Consider the following 16051-nt stretch of genomic DNA (forward strand, 5'->3'; position numbering starts at 1 on the left):
ATATCGAAGTTTTTTACGCAACTACAACGTTTTCGTTTAACATTATACAATTTAATGTTTAAGTTTGGGTTATCTTTGAGTTGATTAAAATTAACTATGACATTTTCCATCCGTACTGCCCAAAAAAAAGACATGCCACAAGTTTTGGAGCTTATCCAAGAACTGGCTGTTTATGAAAAAGAACCCGACGCTGTTGAAATCGCGGTTTCAGATTTAGAACATTATGGTTTTGGATTACAACCAGCTTTTCACTGTTTTGTTGCCGAAATAAATAATAGCATTGTTGGCATGGCTTTGGTTTACAAGCGATTTTCTACTTGGAAAGGACAAGCCTTACATCTTGAAGATTTAATTGTTAAACAGAACTCTCGTGGTAATGGTTTAGGTAAAGCTTTGTTAGACGAAGTTGTAAAATATGGTAAAAAATTAGGTGTAAAACGTATTTGTTGGGAGGTTTTAGATTGGAACGAACCCGCTATTACATTTTACGAAAAAAATGGCGCGAATGTTATGCGCGATTGGGATGTTGTTCAGTTAGATGAAAGTGGTATAGAAAACTATTTATCCAAACTATAATGCAAGTATTTAAATTTGGAGGCGCTTCGGTAAAAGATGCTAATGGAGTAAAAAACTTAGTAAAAGTATTACAAACCACGGGTTACGATAATACATTAATGGTGGTTTCTGCAATGGGTAAAACTACTAATGCATTGGAGAAAGTGGTGTCTAATTATTTCAATAATAAAAATGAACTACAGAGCTCTATCCAAGATGTAAAAAAATTTCATAATGCCATTTTATTAGATTTATTTGAAAACGAACAACATTCGGTATTTAAAAAAGTAACGACTTTATTTGATGATTTATCATTGTTTTTCGATAGAAATAAATCTCCCGATTACAATTTTGTTTACGACCAAACCGTGGGATTTGGCGAGTTGGTGTCTACAACTATTATTAGCGAATACTTAAACAGTATAGGTTTAAAAAACAGGTGGTTGGACGTTCGTGATTGTATTAAAACAGATAGTTATTACAGAAATGCGCATGTAAAATGGGAGGATACACAACAGCAAATTCAAAAGCAATATCAAAGGAACACACTAAATATAACACAAGGATTTTTAGCAAGCGATTTCAATAATTTTACTACAACGCTTGGTCGCGAAGGAAGTGATTATACCGCAGCCATTTTTGCTTATTGTTTAAATGCCCAAAAGGTCACTATTTGGAAAGATGTAGATGGCGTACTTAATGCCGATCCACGGTATTTTGAAAATGCCCAATTACTCAATACTATTTCTTATCGCGAGGCCATAGAGTTAGCGTTTTATGGCGCGTCGGTTATTCACCCCAAAACATTGCAGCCCTTGCAACGTAAGGAAATTCCGTTGTGTGTAAAATCGTTTTTAAACCCAGAACAACCCGGAACTACTGTTTGTAAAGGCAAAGGGATCTCACCAGAAATCCCGTGTTTTATTGTCAAGAAAAACGAAGTGCTTATTTCATTATCATCATTGGATTTTTCTTACATTGTAGAAGAAAATATAAGTGATATTTTCAACTTATTACATTTATATAAAATGAAGGTTGATGTTATTCAAAACTCGGCAATTAGTTTTTCAGTTTGTGTAGATAACGTTTATAACAATCTAGATAAATTATTACAGCATTTAAAAGCAAAATTTAAAGTAGAATGTTACGAAAATGTATCATTATATACTATTAGGCATTATAACGATGTAGCGATTCAGCAAATAGAAAAAGATAAACAGGTGTTGCTGAAACAATTAACGCCTACAACCATGCAAATCGTTACTAAATAAAGTTTTACTATTTTTGAAATATGAGTAAATCAACCAATTCAGGATTGGTATCTGCCAAAGAAGTTGCCCAAGCTATACAAATGGATAAGTATGGTTTTTTGGGCACATTTATTGGTTGGTTATTAATGAAGGTGCTTAAAATTTCTACCCTAAACAAAATTTATAATCGTAATAAACATTTACAAAAGCTAGATTTTTTAAACAGTATTTTAAGCGAATTTCAAATTAACTTTGAAATCCCTGATGAAGATTTTAAGCGTTTACCAAAAGATGGCGCTTATATTACTGTTTCCAATCATCCATTAGGCGGAATAGATGGTATTTTATTGTTAAAGTTAATGTTGGAACAGCGTGATGATTTTAAAATAATTGCCAATTTTTTATTGCATCGTATTGCGCCAATCAAACCCTACATTTTACCAGTTAACCCTTTTGAAAAACGAAAAGATGCCAAGTCGAGCATTTTAGGATTTAAAAATGCTATAAAGCATTTACAAGAAGGACATCCTCTAGGTATTTTTCCAGCAGGAGAAGTATCAACTTATCGCGATGGCAAACTAGTTGTCGATCGCCCTTGGGAAGAAGCCGCCATGAAATTGGCACAAAAGGCCGAAGTGCCGATCGTTCCTATTTATTTTCATGCAAAAAACAGCAAACTGTTTTATAAGCTATCCAAAATTAACGACACCTTTAGAACAGCCAAATTACCGTCAGAATTACTTACCCAAAAACGTCGAACTATTAAAGTGAGAATTGGACGGCCAATTTCGGTAAAAGATCAAGAAGAGTATAAAGATTTAAAAGGATTTTCAGAATTTATTCGTCGGAAAACATATATGCTATCCAATTCTTTCGATGAAAAAGGAAAGTTCTTAAGTAGTATTCCTTCAACTTTAAAAATTCCAAGACCGCCAAAAAATATCATTACACCAGTCGATAGGAAAGTAATGCAAAAAGAGGTTGATAAGCTTCGCGATAAAGACTTACGTTTATTAGAAAGCAAGAATTATGAGGTGTTTTTGGCATCGGCTAAAGAAATGCCTAATATTTTACAAGAGATTGGCCGATTACGAGAAATAACTTTCCGTGAAGTGGGAGAAGGTACCAATGAAGCTATAGATTTAGACCGTTTTGATACCTATTATCACCATATGTTTTTATGGGATAACGATGCTAAGGTTATTGCTGGAGCTTACCGCATGGGCTTAGGTGCACAAATTTTTGAAAAGTATGGGATAGACGGCTTTTATCTTCAGGATTTATTTCGTTTTGAACAAGAAGTATACCCTATGATGAGCAAATCCATAGAAATGGGACGTGCTTTTATTATCAAAGAATATCAGCAAAAACCCATGCCGTTGTTTTTGCTATGGAAAGGTATTGTACATACTACATTGCGTTATCCAGAACATAAATATTTAATTGGCGGCGTAAGTATAAGTAATCAATTTTCAAACTTTTCCAAATCGTTAATGATCGAGTTTATGAAATCGCATTACTACGATCCGTATTTGGCACAATTTGTTCGCCCCAAAAAAGAATTTAAGGTGAAATTGAATGATGCCGACAAAGAATTTGTGTTTGATGAAACCGAAGCTGATTTAAATAAGTTCGATAAAATTATTGATGAGGTGGAGCCTGGCGCTTTACGTTTACCTGTCTTGCTTAAAAAGTATATAAAACAAAATGCTAAACTAGTGGCGTTTAATGTCGATCCGTTGTTTAACAACTCGGTTGACGGATTGATGTATATCAAAATTGCTGATCTTCCGGAAAGCACCGTAAAGCCTGTGATGGAAGAGTTTCAAGCCGAATTGGAGCGTAAACTATCCGAGCAAAACGATACAATTAATAACTCCTAAAGAATTAAAATTCAATGTATATTTTTGATATTACTTAGTTTTATCGTAATATTGCAATGAAACAATAAAGGGGTGTGGGATTAGCTAAATCAGAACTTTTTACAGACAAACAAAACCAAATTGCACAGTTAGCCAAAGTGTTTGGTCATCCAGCACGTGTGGCTATTTTGGAGCACTTGTTTAAAATAAATAGCTGTGTTTGCGGCGATTTGGTAAACGAAATAGGATTGGCGCAGCCCACAATTTCGCAACACTTAAAAGAACTTAAACACTTAGGATTAATTCAAGGTACTATAGAGGGCACTAGCGTTTGCTACTGTATTAATACAACAAATTGGATAAAAATGAAACAATTGCTCAACGCGTTTTTAGATCAAGACGTCAATAACGCCTCAAATTGTTGCTAAAAAAATTTGAACACATTAATCGTAATATCACAATAAAAACAAAATAAGATGACACTCTCAGAATTAAAATCAGCTTTAAAACCTTTACAAAACATCGCTTTTCAACTACCCAATAGCGAGTTAGTGCCAAGTCACTTTCACGTCACCGAAGTTGGCCAGATTAACAAAACATTTATCGATTGTGGTGGGACGTTAAGAGACGAAAGCGTGATTAGTTTGCAATTATGGAATGCCAATGATTATGACCATAGGTTGCACCCAGAAAAATTGGTGCATATTTTAGAGCTTTCAGAAGAAAAACTTGGGTTAAAAGATTTAGATATTGAAGTGGAATATCAAGGGGATACCATTCAGAAATTTGGATTGGATTTTAATGGCGAAAATTTCTTATTAACCACAAAACAAACCGATTGTTTGGCAAAAGATAATTGTGGCATTCCTGTTGAAAAACCAAAAGTTAAACTAGCCGATTTATCTAACGAGCCTTGTTGTTCTCCAGACGGTAATTGTTGTTAAGGCAAAACCCATGCATAAATTATGTTCTTAAAACTAATAATGGCTATTGAAAAGTTACAAACCATTTCAATTTCAGACGATAGAAAAGCAACCTTACAACCACTTATAGATTTTATTCAAAACAAAATTGATAGTAAACAATCAGTAAACATCAACTTTATTTGTACTCATAATTCCAGACGCAGCCATTTGTCGCAAATTTGGTCGCAAGCATTGGCATCGTATTTTAATGTGCCGAACGTTTATTGCTATTCAGGCGGAACAGAAGAAACGGCTATGTTTCCAATGATTGCAAAGGTGTTGGAACAATCTGGTTTTCAAATTCAAAAGCTTTCCAATGAAAACAACCCTATTTATACTATAAAATATGCTGAAAACAGTCATCCCATTATCGGGTTTTCCAAACGTATGGATAGTGAATTCAACCCAAAATCAGGATTTGCAGCCGTTATGACATGTTCGCAAGCTGATGCCGGTTGCCCATTTGTGCCAGGTGCAGAAAAACGTATTCCAATCACCTTTGAAGACCCCAAAGTTTTTGATGGTACACCAGAGCAAGAGGCTAAATATAAAGAGCGCAGTCTGCAAATTGCAGCAGAAATGTATTATGTATTTTCAAACATTAAATAGTAAAAATGAGTTCCAAAAAATCACTTAGTTTTTTAGATAAGAATTTAACCTTGTGGATATTTTTAGCGATGGCTTTTGGTGTAGCCTTAGGCTATTTTGCACCCAGTATTCCCGAAAAAATAAACGGATTAAGTAGTGGAACTACTAATATTCCCATTGCCATTGGGTTAATTGTAATGATGTATCCGCCTTTGGCAAAAGTAAATTATGCGCTATTGCCAAAAGTGTTTAAAAATGTAAAGATTCTATCCGTATCGTTAGTATTAAATTGGATTGTTGGACCTATTTTAATGTTTCTTTTAGCCATTACGTTTTTACAAGATTACCCCGAATATATGGTTGGATTAATTTTAATTGGTTTAGCACGTTGTATTGCGATGGTTTTAGTGTGGAACGACTTAGCCGAAGGAAGTAGCGAATATGGTGCTGGATTGGTGGCGTTGAACAGCATTTTCCAAGTGTTTGCGTATAGTTTTTATGCTTGGATTTTTATTACTGTGCTGCCACCTTATTTTGGTTTTGAAGGCGCTATTGTCGATATATCTATTGCTACCATTGCCGAAAGCGTCGCTATCTACCTTGGATTGCCTTTTGTTTTAGGCTTTTTAAGCCGATTGATTTTAGTGAAACTGAAAGGTGAAACGTGGTATAACGAAACATTTATTCCTACTATTTCACCATTAACACTTATAGCTTTGTTATTTACCATTGTGGTGATGTTTTCTTTAAAAGGGGAGTTGATTGTTGAAATCCCAATGGATGTGGTTATTATTGCCATACCATTGTTGCTGTACTTTACCATCATGTTTATCCTAGGTTTTTTTGTTACTAAAGCAATGGGGGCCGATTATAACAAAACAACAGCAGTAGCTTTTACGGCTGCAGGTAATAATTTTGAACTAGCAATTGCTGTTGCTATTGCTGTCTTTGGATTGAATTCTGGACAAGCATTTGCTGGTGTTATTGGACCTTTGGTAGAGGTCCCAGCACTAATTTTACTAGTAAAAGTAGCTTTTTGGCTTCGTGAAAAATACTTTAAAGCATAAAAAAACCGCAAATAAGTATTTGCGGTTTTTGAAATAGTTTTTTGTTTAGATAGACTTAAACCAGTCTTGAAATTGATTGCCAAGTAAGAAAATAGTTTTTTTCTTGCCACTAAGAGCACCTACTAAACTAATAATCCATAGGATTAATACTAGAATCCAGCCAACTAGGTTTACCACAGGAATAATACCTAAAACGAAACCAATAATCATAATACCTAACATTTGACGAATGTAAAAAGAGGCATATTCAGTTTTCTTGTCACCGTTATTCATTACAATGGCAATAACCCATCCTATTAATGTAATGTGAGCAATAACGGCTACGTTTTTGCCGTCGCTTAATACTTCTTCGGCATCTTTTGTAAATTCTTTGGCGGTTTCTTTAGCTTCTTCACTAAAGTTTTTAGCGGTTTCTTTGGTATCATCAAATCTATCGTTGGATTTGTTTTCTTCAGACATAATATTTTAAAATTTAATGGTTAATGGTTAAAGTTAGAAAAAAAATAAATGGAATTACAAAAAAGCATTGTCTACGGGTTCCCAAAGTTCAATTTTGTTACCGTCGTTGTCCATAATCCAACCAAATCTTCCATAATCGTATTCTTCCATTTCGCCAACAATGGTAACACCTTCGTCTTTTAGGGTTTTTAATAATTCTTCAAGATTCTCCACCCGATAATTAAACATAAACTCTTTTTTTGATGGCTTATAATATTCGGTATCCTTGGAAAACGGACTCCATTGTGTAGAGCAGTCATTACCATCTTTATCCTTCCACCAAAAGGTACAACCGTAATCATCGGTATTAAAACCTAAGTGTTTTTTATACCAGTCTTTTGTGGCTTTGGGATCTTTGGTTTTAAAAAATAAACCGCCAATGCCAGTTACGCGTTTTTTCATAGTTATTTCTTATTTTATGTTAGTTTCGTAAATGTCTATCCATTCGTCTGCGGTGAGTTTTGTGCAAAGTTCTGCAATCAACTCATAAGGAATCTGCTCAAGCTTTTTAAAACGAACGCAGCTTTTGCCCATATCTAATTTTAGTTTGCAGTGTTTTGGATATTCGCTTACAAACCAATTGTGGATTTCAGGTACGGCATAAATGCCACTATGGTATAGGTTTATGGAATTTTTTTGCGAGGCAAAACTGATAAAGGGTAAAGGTTCTTTGGGATTGCAGTGGTAACCATTGGGATATTTGCTGTGTGGCACGTAATAGCCAATCATTCCGTATTGAATGCCTTCTTCAAAACCTTTAGGCAAGTTATTTTTTATGATTTGTCGAAGTTTTTTTAAGGCATCTTGACGCTCTTCAGGAACTTGATTTATATAGTCTTCTGGCGATGATGCTTTGTATTGCATAAATTTTTAATTTATTTCTATTGTTATAAATGTAACAATTTTGCTCACAAAATAAGAACCTGATATATAAAAAAAGCGACCTGAAAATAGGTCGCTTAAAACTGCGTAATATGTTTGCTAAATAATTACTTTAAGAGTCTTTTTTTTAGTATCGTTTTTTAATATCACATTATAAGTAATTTGTGCACCACTAGTACTTTTATAGATAATTTTACAAAGTGTATTGCTAATAATCCATTCGGGATTATTTTTAGCAAGCTTTGCATGTATCTCTACAGGTAACCTTACATTTTTATATGTTTCTGTGCTTTCTGTTAAATTACCATTGTGGTTAAAGTTGGCAATTATTTTATAGTCCCCTTCGTTAAAAACAACATTGTAAAATGCCTTTTCTTTGGGTGTGTAAATAGCTAAATCACTTACATTAAATGCTGCAACCTTAGATCGCATTTTTTGTACCACAATTGGCAATTGTTTATTATTTACTTTTGATAAGTAAAGTACATTTTTTAATGTTTTAGGATTTGTTTTTCGTGTTGGAGTAGTTTTAACTTCGTTTGAAGTATTTAAATAAGCAACATTGTTTTGGGCTTGAATTTGATAGCTTAACCCAAAGATAATTAAACCGATTAGTAATCTCTTCATGACTATGAATTTAAGTTAGACAATAGTTGCTATTAATCAAGGGATGATTTTTTTCAATGCTCTAATTTACAATCTAGTATGGTTGAAACTGTAAATGAGTTATAGACACCTAATCAACAAGCAATAGACATTTAATAGACAATTTGTTTAATATGTTGATTATTAGAATGTTGTATTGGTTTTAGAGATTTTGAATAAAAGTGTCTAAATCGTCGTCTTCGGAGAGTTTAAGTTTTTTTCTTAGCCTGTAACGGCTCGTATTTAAAGAAGCTAAAGTAATATTTTGAAGTGTAGCAATGCTTCTACTATCAATTTTTAACCGTATTAAAGAGCAGAGTCTGATATCATTTTTACTTAGGTTAGGAAACTTTTCACCTAATTTACTGTAAAACAAATCGCTTAATTTATCAAGTCGTTCAAAAAAGTCTTTAGTGTTTGTATCGAAACTTACTTTATTATGAATATCTTGTTCAAGTTCTTCTAGTAATTGTTTTTTTTCCTTTTTTCCAGCTTCTTTAAGGGCTTCAATTTTATGTCCTAGTAGTTCAATCCACTCCTGATTTTGGCTAAGATTAATAGCAAAATCAGATAAGTCTCGTTCTCTAGATTTAATTTCAGAATTTAACTGTTTTACTTTAAGGGTGGTGTTTTCTAAGGTTTTTTCTGCCAGTAATTGTTTATTTTTAGCATTTATTATGTGTTGTCTCCTCCTAATAAATAGAGAGGCTAAGAGAATTATTATAATAGAAAAAATTAAGGCAAAAACCCAAAGCTTTAAGCGCTGTCTTTTTATTTTATTTTCTTTTTGTATTTGATCAATTTTAAAGCTTAATGACACACGATCTATAATACGATTGTTTAGTTCTGTTACCCATTTATTATCTGTTTTATTGGCAACATCATTAAGGCTGTCAGATAATTTTAAAATGTTTTTAGATATAGCGTAGGCTTCCTTAATATCGCCTTTTGCATTTAGTAACATTTCTTTGGTTTTAAGAAACTCTAATTTTGATGTAATTGCTAAATTTTGGTTATGGGTATCTATTAATTGTAGCAACTTTTTATATGTTTTATTAGCATCATCAATATTATGAAGCTTAATATTTGTCGTTATTAATTGATTGCCTGCGCTAATAAGACGCGTAACATCTATACGTTTGGTTTTTACATTTGGTGTTGTTTCGTAAAATCTAAAGTTTTTTTGGTAAAGCGGTAATGCTAATTCATATTCTTTTTGATCGTAATATATATCGGCAATATTATCCCTAATACTACCATTTAAACTGTGATTAGGCATTTTGATTTGTGTGATTTCATAGGCCTTATTAAAATAATAAAGCGCTTGATTGAAATCATTTTTAACCCAATAAAAAAAGAGTCCGTAGTTATTTAATGCCGATGGGTAGTAAATACCTTCATACATTTTGGAAAAATTAATATTTGCCAAATGCGTAGTTGCTGCACTATCTAATTTACCTAGTTTGGCATAATTTTCAGCCATAATACTATAGGCAAAATTTTGCATTTCTATATAGTGATCCTTTTCATTTATAGGAAGATATTTTTTATGGGTTTTGTAATATTTAAAGAAATCTTTATAAGCATTAATAGACTGTTCTGCAAAACCAATGTTATAAAACCAGTTGCCTGAGTGTAAATAACTATCTGTTTTTAATTTGTATTCACCTTCTATTAATGGAAGTAAATCCATTGATTGAAAATGCTGTGATAAGTAGTTTTGTAATTGACTTTCTGTAAACGACGCACGTCTATAAGTTCTTATATCATCTTCGGGGAAGTTTTTATTCATCTTATGTCGTAGCTCGCGAAACTTTTTTAATGCCTCTAAACTACTTAAATCCTGTTGCGCTAAAGATAAGTCGCAAAACAGCAGACAAATGAAAACGATAAAGTATCTCACAGAATGGATTGGTTTTCATAAAGATACGGATTTGTATAAAACTTAATGTAATGCTGTTTTTAAGGCGTAAATTTAGCCTTTATTTTATCGACTATAGTTTGTGCCAATTTCTCTTTGCTTTCAACTGTCCATCCAGCGACGTGAGGTGTTAGTAATACATTTTTAGCTTGAATAAGATATTGAAACGCTTCGGGTATTTTAGAAGAAAACAAGCTTTCGAAAGACGCTTTTTCGTATTCCAGAACATCCAATCCAGCGCCAAGGATTTTCCCAGATTTTAAGGCTGTAACCAAATCTTGTGTTACCACACTTTTACCACGAGCCGTGTTAATTAGCCAAAACGGTTTTGCAAAGTTATTTATAAACGTATTGTTTATCATATTTATGGTTTGCGGTGTTTGTGGTGTATGTAAACTTAATACATCTGCTTTTTGTTGTAATTCTTCAAGAGTAACTTGCTTACAGTTTGCATCGCCAACATTGGGTTTAATATCGTAGCAAAGCACCTCAACATCAAAGCCACGTAATTTTTTGGCAAAGGCTTTACCCATATTACCATAACCAATTAATCCTATGGTTTTGCCATCAAGCTCTACACCGCGATTGTCTTCTCGTAGCCATTTGCCGTTTCGTACGTCGTTATCAGCTTTATTAAGTTTATTAAACAGTGATAATAACATGCCCAAAGCGTGCTCGCCAACAGCATTGCGATTACCTTCTGGTGCCGAAATTAAATACACATCTTTCTGTTTAGCATAATCACAATCGATATTTTCTAATCCTGCGCCCACACGACCAATAAATTTTAAGTTTGTTGCAGCATCCAGAAATGACTTGTCTATGGTAAAACGACTTCTTATAACCAAACCATCGTATTGCTGGATTTTGGCTTCAATTTCAGCTTTTGATGAGGTATAATCTTCGTCGTTTGTAAAACCTAAATCGGTTAGTTGTTGTATGAGTAAAGGATGATTAGTATCGAGATGTAGAATACGCATGATGTTATTTTGTTGTAAAATTACGAAGTTTTGCGTTAGCGATTGCGCCTTTGTTGGAGCTCTTTTTTTATAAAAAAAAGCGACTGGCAAAAGCGCGACCCTACAGGGGAACGCCCAATTAAATACCTAAGATAAGTTTGGCAATGGTAAAGTAAATAAGAATGCCAAAAATATCGTTACTGGTGGTAATAAAAGGGCCTGTGGCAATGGCGGGATCGATGCCGCGTTTGTCTAAAAATAAGGGAACAAACGTGCCTATTAAACCAGCAACAATAATAACTACAACTAAGGAAATGGATATGGCAAATGCGGTTTTAGCGTCTTGTTGTGAAACCCAAACAAATAGAAAGAGGAATATGGCCAGGATAATACCATTGAGTGCTGCGAGGAGCATTTCTTTCATTAGGCGGCTGTTTATGCTTCCTTTAATATCGTCGTTAGCTAAACCTTGAACAATGATTGCACTAGATTGTACGCCTACGTTTCCTGCCATGGCGGCAATAAGTGGTGTGAAAAAGAATAGGATAGCGTATTTTGAAAAGGCTTCGTGAAATCCTTCCATAATTAAAAAGGCGCCAACACCACCAATAAGGCCAAGAAACAACCAAGGAATACGTGCGCGGGTGAGTTGCCAAATGCTATCATCTGCTTCAACATCTTGTGAGATACCTGCTGCCAATTGATAGTCCTTTTCGGCTTCTTCTTTCATGACATCTACAATGTCATCTATGGTAATACGGCCTAATAATATTTGATTGTCATCAACCACAGGAATGGCTTCCAAATCGTATTTAGACATTACTCTGGCAACGTCTTCTACATCGTCGTTTACATTTACAAAGTCGACATTGTCTTTTGCTATATCGGCAATTTTTTGTTCATTTTTTGCCGTGATTAAATCTTTTAACGATAGTCTACCAATAAGTTTTTCTTCTTTGGTTACTACGTAAATGGAGTGTACTCTTGTAACATCTTTAGCTTGCCCACGAATACGACGTAGGCAGCCTGCAACGGTCCAAGTTTCGTATACTTTTACCAACTCTTTAGCCATTAAACCACCGGCAGTATCTTCGTCGTAAGCGAGAAGTTCTCGGATTTCGGCTTGGTGTTCTTCGTCCTCGATATTGGAGATGACAGCTTGACGACGATCTTCAGGAAGTTCGTTGATAATGTCGGCAGCATCATCGGTATCGAGCTCTTCAATTTCTTCGGCAATTTCTTTAATCGAGAGGTTTTCAAGGATTTTTTCACGATTGTCCTCATCGAGTTCCATTAAGACATCCGAGGTGGTTTCGGAGTCGAGAAGCTTGATAATATACGTGGCTTCGTCTAAGTTGAGTTCGTCTAGAATTTCGGCAACATCGGCATAGTGATATTCATTCAACAAGATTTTTAATTCTTTATTATCTTGTTGTTCAATAAGTTGCTCTACTTGCTCTACAAGGGCTTCGGTAAGTTCGAATTGTATGTGCTCTTTTTCTTCAGACAAACAAAATAGGTTTTATTGGTTTTCGATAGCTTGTGTAAGCTCGATAAATTCTTGAACGCTTAATTGCTCGGGTCGTTTGCCAAATATAGCATTTGCTTTTAAATTATCATTCAAATTGAATGTTTTTAAACTATTACGTAATGTTTTTCGGCGTTGTTGAAAAGCTTGTTTTACGACTTTGAAAAACAGTTTTTCATTACAAGGCAAGGTGTAGTTGTCTTTTCGTTTTAAAAGTAATACACCAGAATCGACTTTTGGCGGCGGGTTAAATACCGATGGTGGTACTGTAAATAAGTACTTAGCATCGTAAAATGCTTGTACTAAAACAGACAAAATACCATACGTTTTACTACCTTCTTTTTCACAAATACGTTTGGCAACTTCCTTTTGAAACATACCTGAAAACTCTGGAACTTGATCGCGCATTTCCAGGGCTTTAAATACAATTTGTGAGGAAATATTATATGGGTAATTGCCTATTATGGCAAAGGGCTCGTTATTAAAGACTTCTGTTAAATTGTATTTTAAAAAGTCTTGCTCTATAACTTTATCAGCCAGGTTGAGGTAATTATTTTTTAAATATTCAACCGATTCAGTATCAATTTCTATCACGTAGGTTGTGACGTCTTTTTTTAAAAGATACTTTGTAAGTACGCCCATTCCAGGACCAATTTCCAACACATTTTTGTAGCCTTCAAGAGATAAGCTATCGGCTATTTTTTTAGCAATATTTTCATCGGTTAGAAAGTGTTGCCCGAGATGTTTTTTAGCGCGTACAGACATATTAATTGAATGTTACAGAAAATTCGTCAATCACTTCTAACTCTGTTCTAAAGGCTAGCATTTTATCGGCAAAGCGTTTTATGCCGTCTTGACGCATAGCCTCGGCGTGGTTTTTATAATATTCCTGTAATGCTTCTTTGGATTTTGCACGATATTGAATGGAGTAGGTTATGCCTCCCATGTCTTCTTCTACAAGGACTTTGGTGAGTTTAGCTTCGGTAAAAAGCCCAGTAGAAAGGACTACTGGAATATGGTTTTTTATCCAATTAAGCCATTCGTCGTGAATGCTATCGTCTATGTTTACGGTTACGTTGTAAATAATCATTACTAATGAGTTTAAGCGCAAAGATAAACAGAATGTAATAGCTTAATGCGGTTATGACTTAATTTATGGTATCGCCACGGAGCATTCGGTATTTTTTTCTGGCTTCGACGTAGTAGATACTGTCTTCGTGGTTGAAGATAATTTTTTCGTAAAAAGGTTTGGCTTTCTCGGGTTCAGCTAAAATATTGTTGTAGACTTCTGCTAGCGAAAAATAGGCATCGTCTGCTAGAATATCATCGCTGTAATTGGTGATAATGTTTTGGTAATTGGCAATGGCTTTGTTGTATTGTTTTTTATCCTCAAAAAGTTGTGCTTGTTTTAATAATGCTTGATCTTCTATACTTTTGCCTTTGTGTTCTTCTAGAATAGTGCCTAAGAGTGTAATGGCTTCGTCGGTTTTGTTTTGATATGCCATTAAATCGGCTTTTGCATAAAGTTTTAAAGCGGTTTGTGTAGAATCTTCGTATTTGTTATCTGTGATTAGTAACATTAAGTCCAAAGCATCGTTAGCAATAAGTTGCGTTGTTGAGGATTTTAAGATTTTTAGTTGCGATTCTGCCCATTTAAAATCGCCTTTGTAATAACTGGTTTGCGCTACTTTAAACCTTGCCTCTTGCGATAAGGTGCTGTTTTTTAGATTTCTTTGAATTTGAGAAAAGTAAATAAGTGCTTCGTTAAAACGTTCTTCAAACACTAAAATATCACCTAAGGTTAATTTTACTTTGGCCTCTTGAAATTTACTTAGAGGGAGTTTTAATGTCTCTCGAAGCTTAGTTATTGCTAGAGATGTTTTGTTTAAATTAAAAGCAAGAAAATTGGCGTAAGAGATTTGTAAATCAAGCGTTGTAGTAAACTTGCCATAAGTATCAAAAAGTGAGGTGTACTTTTCTTGTATGCTGTTGTAGCCTTCTTTATTAGCCAGTTGTGTTTCAAGGTTAATAAGTTTGTTTTCGGCTTCTAAAATAGTTTCTGTGTCTTGTGCTGTTTCTGTTATATGAGTAAAAATTTTAATAGCTGTGTTATAGCGTTTGTCCTCTTGGGCGTTGTCCCCCAACTCAATAATTCTGCTTAAACTCACAGGGTTTCTGGCAAAAATGGCTTTTTCTTGCATAAACGCTTTGTTGTATTCTTTTTGCTGAATAAACAACCAACTCAACATTTCATTCCACAGTAAATTGGGGGTTTCTTGTAATTTTTTTAAGAGAATTTTTCTTAATAAAACATTGTTTTCGTTTTCTGGGTTTTCGCTAATAAAATCGCTAAAAATTCTTTTGGTATTGTTTAAATAGCTCTCGTTAAGGTTGTTGTTTAAAAAGTTTAAATAGCTATTAAACATTTTTTCAATTTTTCCTTGTTCTCCATAAATTCTAGCCAATTGAACATTAAACTTTAACTCTGGGTTAAGCTCCATCGCTTTTTGGTAAGCCAAAATAGCATAATCTAGTAGCGATTTATCTTCAAAAGCACGACCTACTATATAAGCATAACGTGGGTTTTTATCTACAAAGCTTAGGGCTACATCATAATTTTCATTTGCCTTTAATTGGTTTTTTTGTAATTGAAAATTATACCCCAATTCTATTTGTAGTGCAGGATATTTGGTTCTTGAAATTTGTGTTGTAAGTAATTCTTCAGCTTCTTTAAATTGTTCCAGATTTTGATGCGATTCTACTAAAGCAAAAAGGTATTTGTAATTGTTAGGAGACGTTTCTAATAGTTTTTGGTAAGAAATAATAGCTTTTTCAAATTCTCCGTTTTTAAAATACTCGTTAGCCAAATCTTCATCTTGAGCGAAACTCAAGGTTATGATTAAGGTAAAGAATAAAGTGAATAGATTTCTCATAATAAAAACTAATGAGTAAAGATATAAAATGAGATATGCTATTGTGTGAATTTTTTAATAAAAAATGCCCGAATGCTTAATTCAGGCATTGACCAATCAATATAAAAGTGCTATTAATCACTAAACATGATTCAATTATTTTGATTGGGACAAAAAGGATTTGTTTTATTCGTCCAAAATAGTAGCCGTTACGGTTTTATTTTCTGATTGATTACCAAAATCAAAATCTGAAAATAAAAGTTTTCCAGCTAAAAAAGCGAGTACGGCTAAAAGAATAATACGTTTTAAATTCTTCATTACCAGTAAGTAGGTTTAAGTTCTTAACCTTACTAACTTCTGTAAAAAAATTGTGATATACAAGTAAAACGCAAAAAAATCGGTGAATGACCCGGTTTTTT

At 33.9% G+C, this 16051-nt stretch carries 18 protein-coding genes; 7 read left to right on the forward strand and 11 right to left on the reverse strand.

Annotated features, from left to right (window positions below):
* Positions 1-96 precede the first annotated feature (96 nt).
* From EJA19_RS07255 to arsB, 7 genes are all read left to right on the forward strand, one after another.
* Positions 97-576 carry a GNAT family N-acetyltransferase gene (locus EJA19_RS07255; protein WP_125467702.1) on the forward strand — a complete coding sequence of 160 codons (480 nt, stop codon included), beginning with the start codon at positions 97-99 and terminating at the stop codon, positions 574-576.
* On the forward strand, positions 576-1826 hold the full coding sequence (locus EJA19_RS07260; protein WP_125467703.1) for an aspartate kinase: 1251 nt from the start codon (positions 576-578) through the stop codon (positions 1824-1826). Before EJA19_RS07255 ends, EJA19_RS07260 begins: the two co-directional genes overlap by 1 nt.
* Positions 1827-1846: 20 nt before the next feature.
* Positions 1847-3688, forward strand: coding sequence for a GNAT family N-acyltransferase (locus EJA19_RS07265; RefSeq protein WP_125467704.1), 1842 nt, complete (start codon positions 1847-1849; stop codon positions 3686-3688).
* Positions 3689-3762: 74 nt separating this feature from the next.
* Positions 3763-4095, forward strand: a complete 333-nt coding sequence (locus EJA19_RS07270; RefSeq protein ID WP_125467705.1) for an ArsR/SmtB family transcription factor — start codon at positions 3763-3765, stop codon at positions 4093-4095.
* A gap of 48 nt (positions 4096-4143) precedes the next feature.
* On the forward strand, positions 4144-4611 hold the full coding sequence (locus tag EJA19_RS07275) for a DUF6428 family protein (protein ID WP_125467706.1): 468 nt from the start codon (positions 4144-4146) through the stop codon (positions 4609-4611).
* Positions 4612-4632: 21 nt separating this feature from the next.
* Positions 4633-5241, forward strand: a complete 609-nt coding sequence (locus EJA19_RS07280) for an arsenate-mycothiol transferase ArsC (protein ID WP_125467707.1) — start codon at positions 4633-4635, stop codon at positions 5239-5241.
* Between the two features lie 5 nt (positions 5242-5246).
* Positions 5247-6287: an ACR3 family arsenite efflux transporter gene (gene arsB / locus EJA19_RS07285; protein ID WP_125467708.1), complete on the forward strand. Its 1041-nt coding sequence runs from the start codon at positions 5247-5249 to the stop codon at positions 6285-6287.
* A 45-nt stretch (positions 6288-6332) separates the two neighbouring features.
* On the opposite strand, the gene EJA19_RS07290 is transcribed toward arsB, so the two are convergent.
* The 11 genes from EJA19_RS07290 to EJA19_RS12785 form a co-directional block, all read right to left on the reverse strand.
* Positions 6333-6746: a YtxH domain-containing protein gene (locus EJA19_RS07290; RefSeq protein ID WP_125467709.1), complete on the reverse strand. Its 414-nt coding sequence runs from the start codon at positions 6744-6746 to the stop codon at positions 6333-6335.
* Between the two features lie 54 nt (positions 6747-6800).
* The gene (locus EJA19_RS07295; RefSeq protein ID WP_125467710.1) at positions 6801-7187 is read right to left on the reverse strand and encodes a VOC family protein; all 387 of its coding nucleotides are present in this window, start codon (positions 7185-7187) and stop codon (positions 6801-6803) included.
* A 9-nt stretch (positions 7188-7196) separates the two neighbouring features.
* Positions 7197-7649: a DUF1801 domain-containing protein gene (locus EJA19_RS07300; protein ID WP_125467711.1), complete on the reverse strand. Its 453-nt coding sequence runs from the start codon at positions 7647-7649 to the stop codon at positions 7197-7199.
* 117 nt (positions 7650-7766) lie between these two features.
* Positions 7767-8294 (reverse strand): hypothetical protein, encoded by a 528-nt coding sequence (locus EJA19_RS07305; RefSeq protein ID WP_125467712.1) that lies wholly within the window; start codon positions 8292-8294, stop codon positions 7767-7769.
* Between the two features lie 181 nt (positions 8295-8475).
* Positions 8476-10215: a tetratricopeptide repeat protein gene (locus EJA19_RS07310; RefSeq protein ID WP_125467713.1), complete on the reverse strand. Its 1740-nt coding sequence runs from the start codon at positions 10213-10215 to the stop codon at positions 8476-8478.
* A gap of 59 nt (positions 10216-10274) precedes the next feature.
* Positions 10275-11213, reverse strand: a complete 939-nt coding sequence (locus EJA19_RS07315; protein ID WP_125467714.1) for a 2-hydroxyacid dehydrogenase — start codon at positions 11211-11213, stop codon at positions 10275-10277.
* Between the two features lie 118 nt (positions 11214-11331).
* Complete coding sequence (gene mgtE / locus EJA19_RS07320; protein WP_240640238.1) at positions 11332-12702, reverse strand: magnesium transporter; 1371 nt, start codon at positions 12700-12702, stop codon at positions 11332-11334.
* A 12-nt stretch (positions 12703-12714) separates the two neighbouring features.
* Entirely contained in the window at positions 12715-13485 is a 771-nt protein-coding gene (gene rsmA, locus EJA19_RS07325; protein ID WP_125467715.1) for a 16S rRNA (adenine(1518)-N(6)/adenine(1519)-N(6))-dimethyltransferase RsmA, read from the reverse strand.
* Between the two features lies 1 nt (position 13486).
* Positions 13487-13810, reverse strand: a complete 324-nt coding sequence (locus EJA19_RS07330; protein WP_125467716.1) for a DUF4286 family protein — start codon at positions 13808-13810, stop codon at positions 13487-13489.
* A gap of 58 nt (positions 13811-13868) precedes the next feature.
* Positions 13869-15611, reverse strand: coding sequence for a tetratricopeptide repeat protein (locus tag EJA19_RS07335; protein ID WP_317124823.1), 1743 nt, complete (start codon positions 15609-15611; stop codon positions 13869-13871).
* 207 nt (positions 15612-15818) lie between these two features.
* A complete protein-coding gene (locus EJA19_RS12785) occupies positions 15819-15950 on the reverse strand; it encodes a hypothetical protein (protein WP_262706692.1) in 132 nt (43 codons plus the stop codon).
* Between the last annotated feature and the right edge of the window lie 101 nt (positions 15951-16051).

The sequence above is a fragment of the Mangrovimonas spongiae genome, from assembly GCF_003944795.1.
Lineage (GTDB): Bacteria > Bacteroidota > Bacteroidia > Flavobacteriales > Flavobacteriaceae > Mangrovimonas > Mangrovimonas spongiae.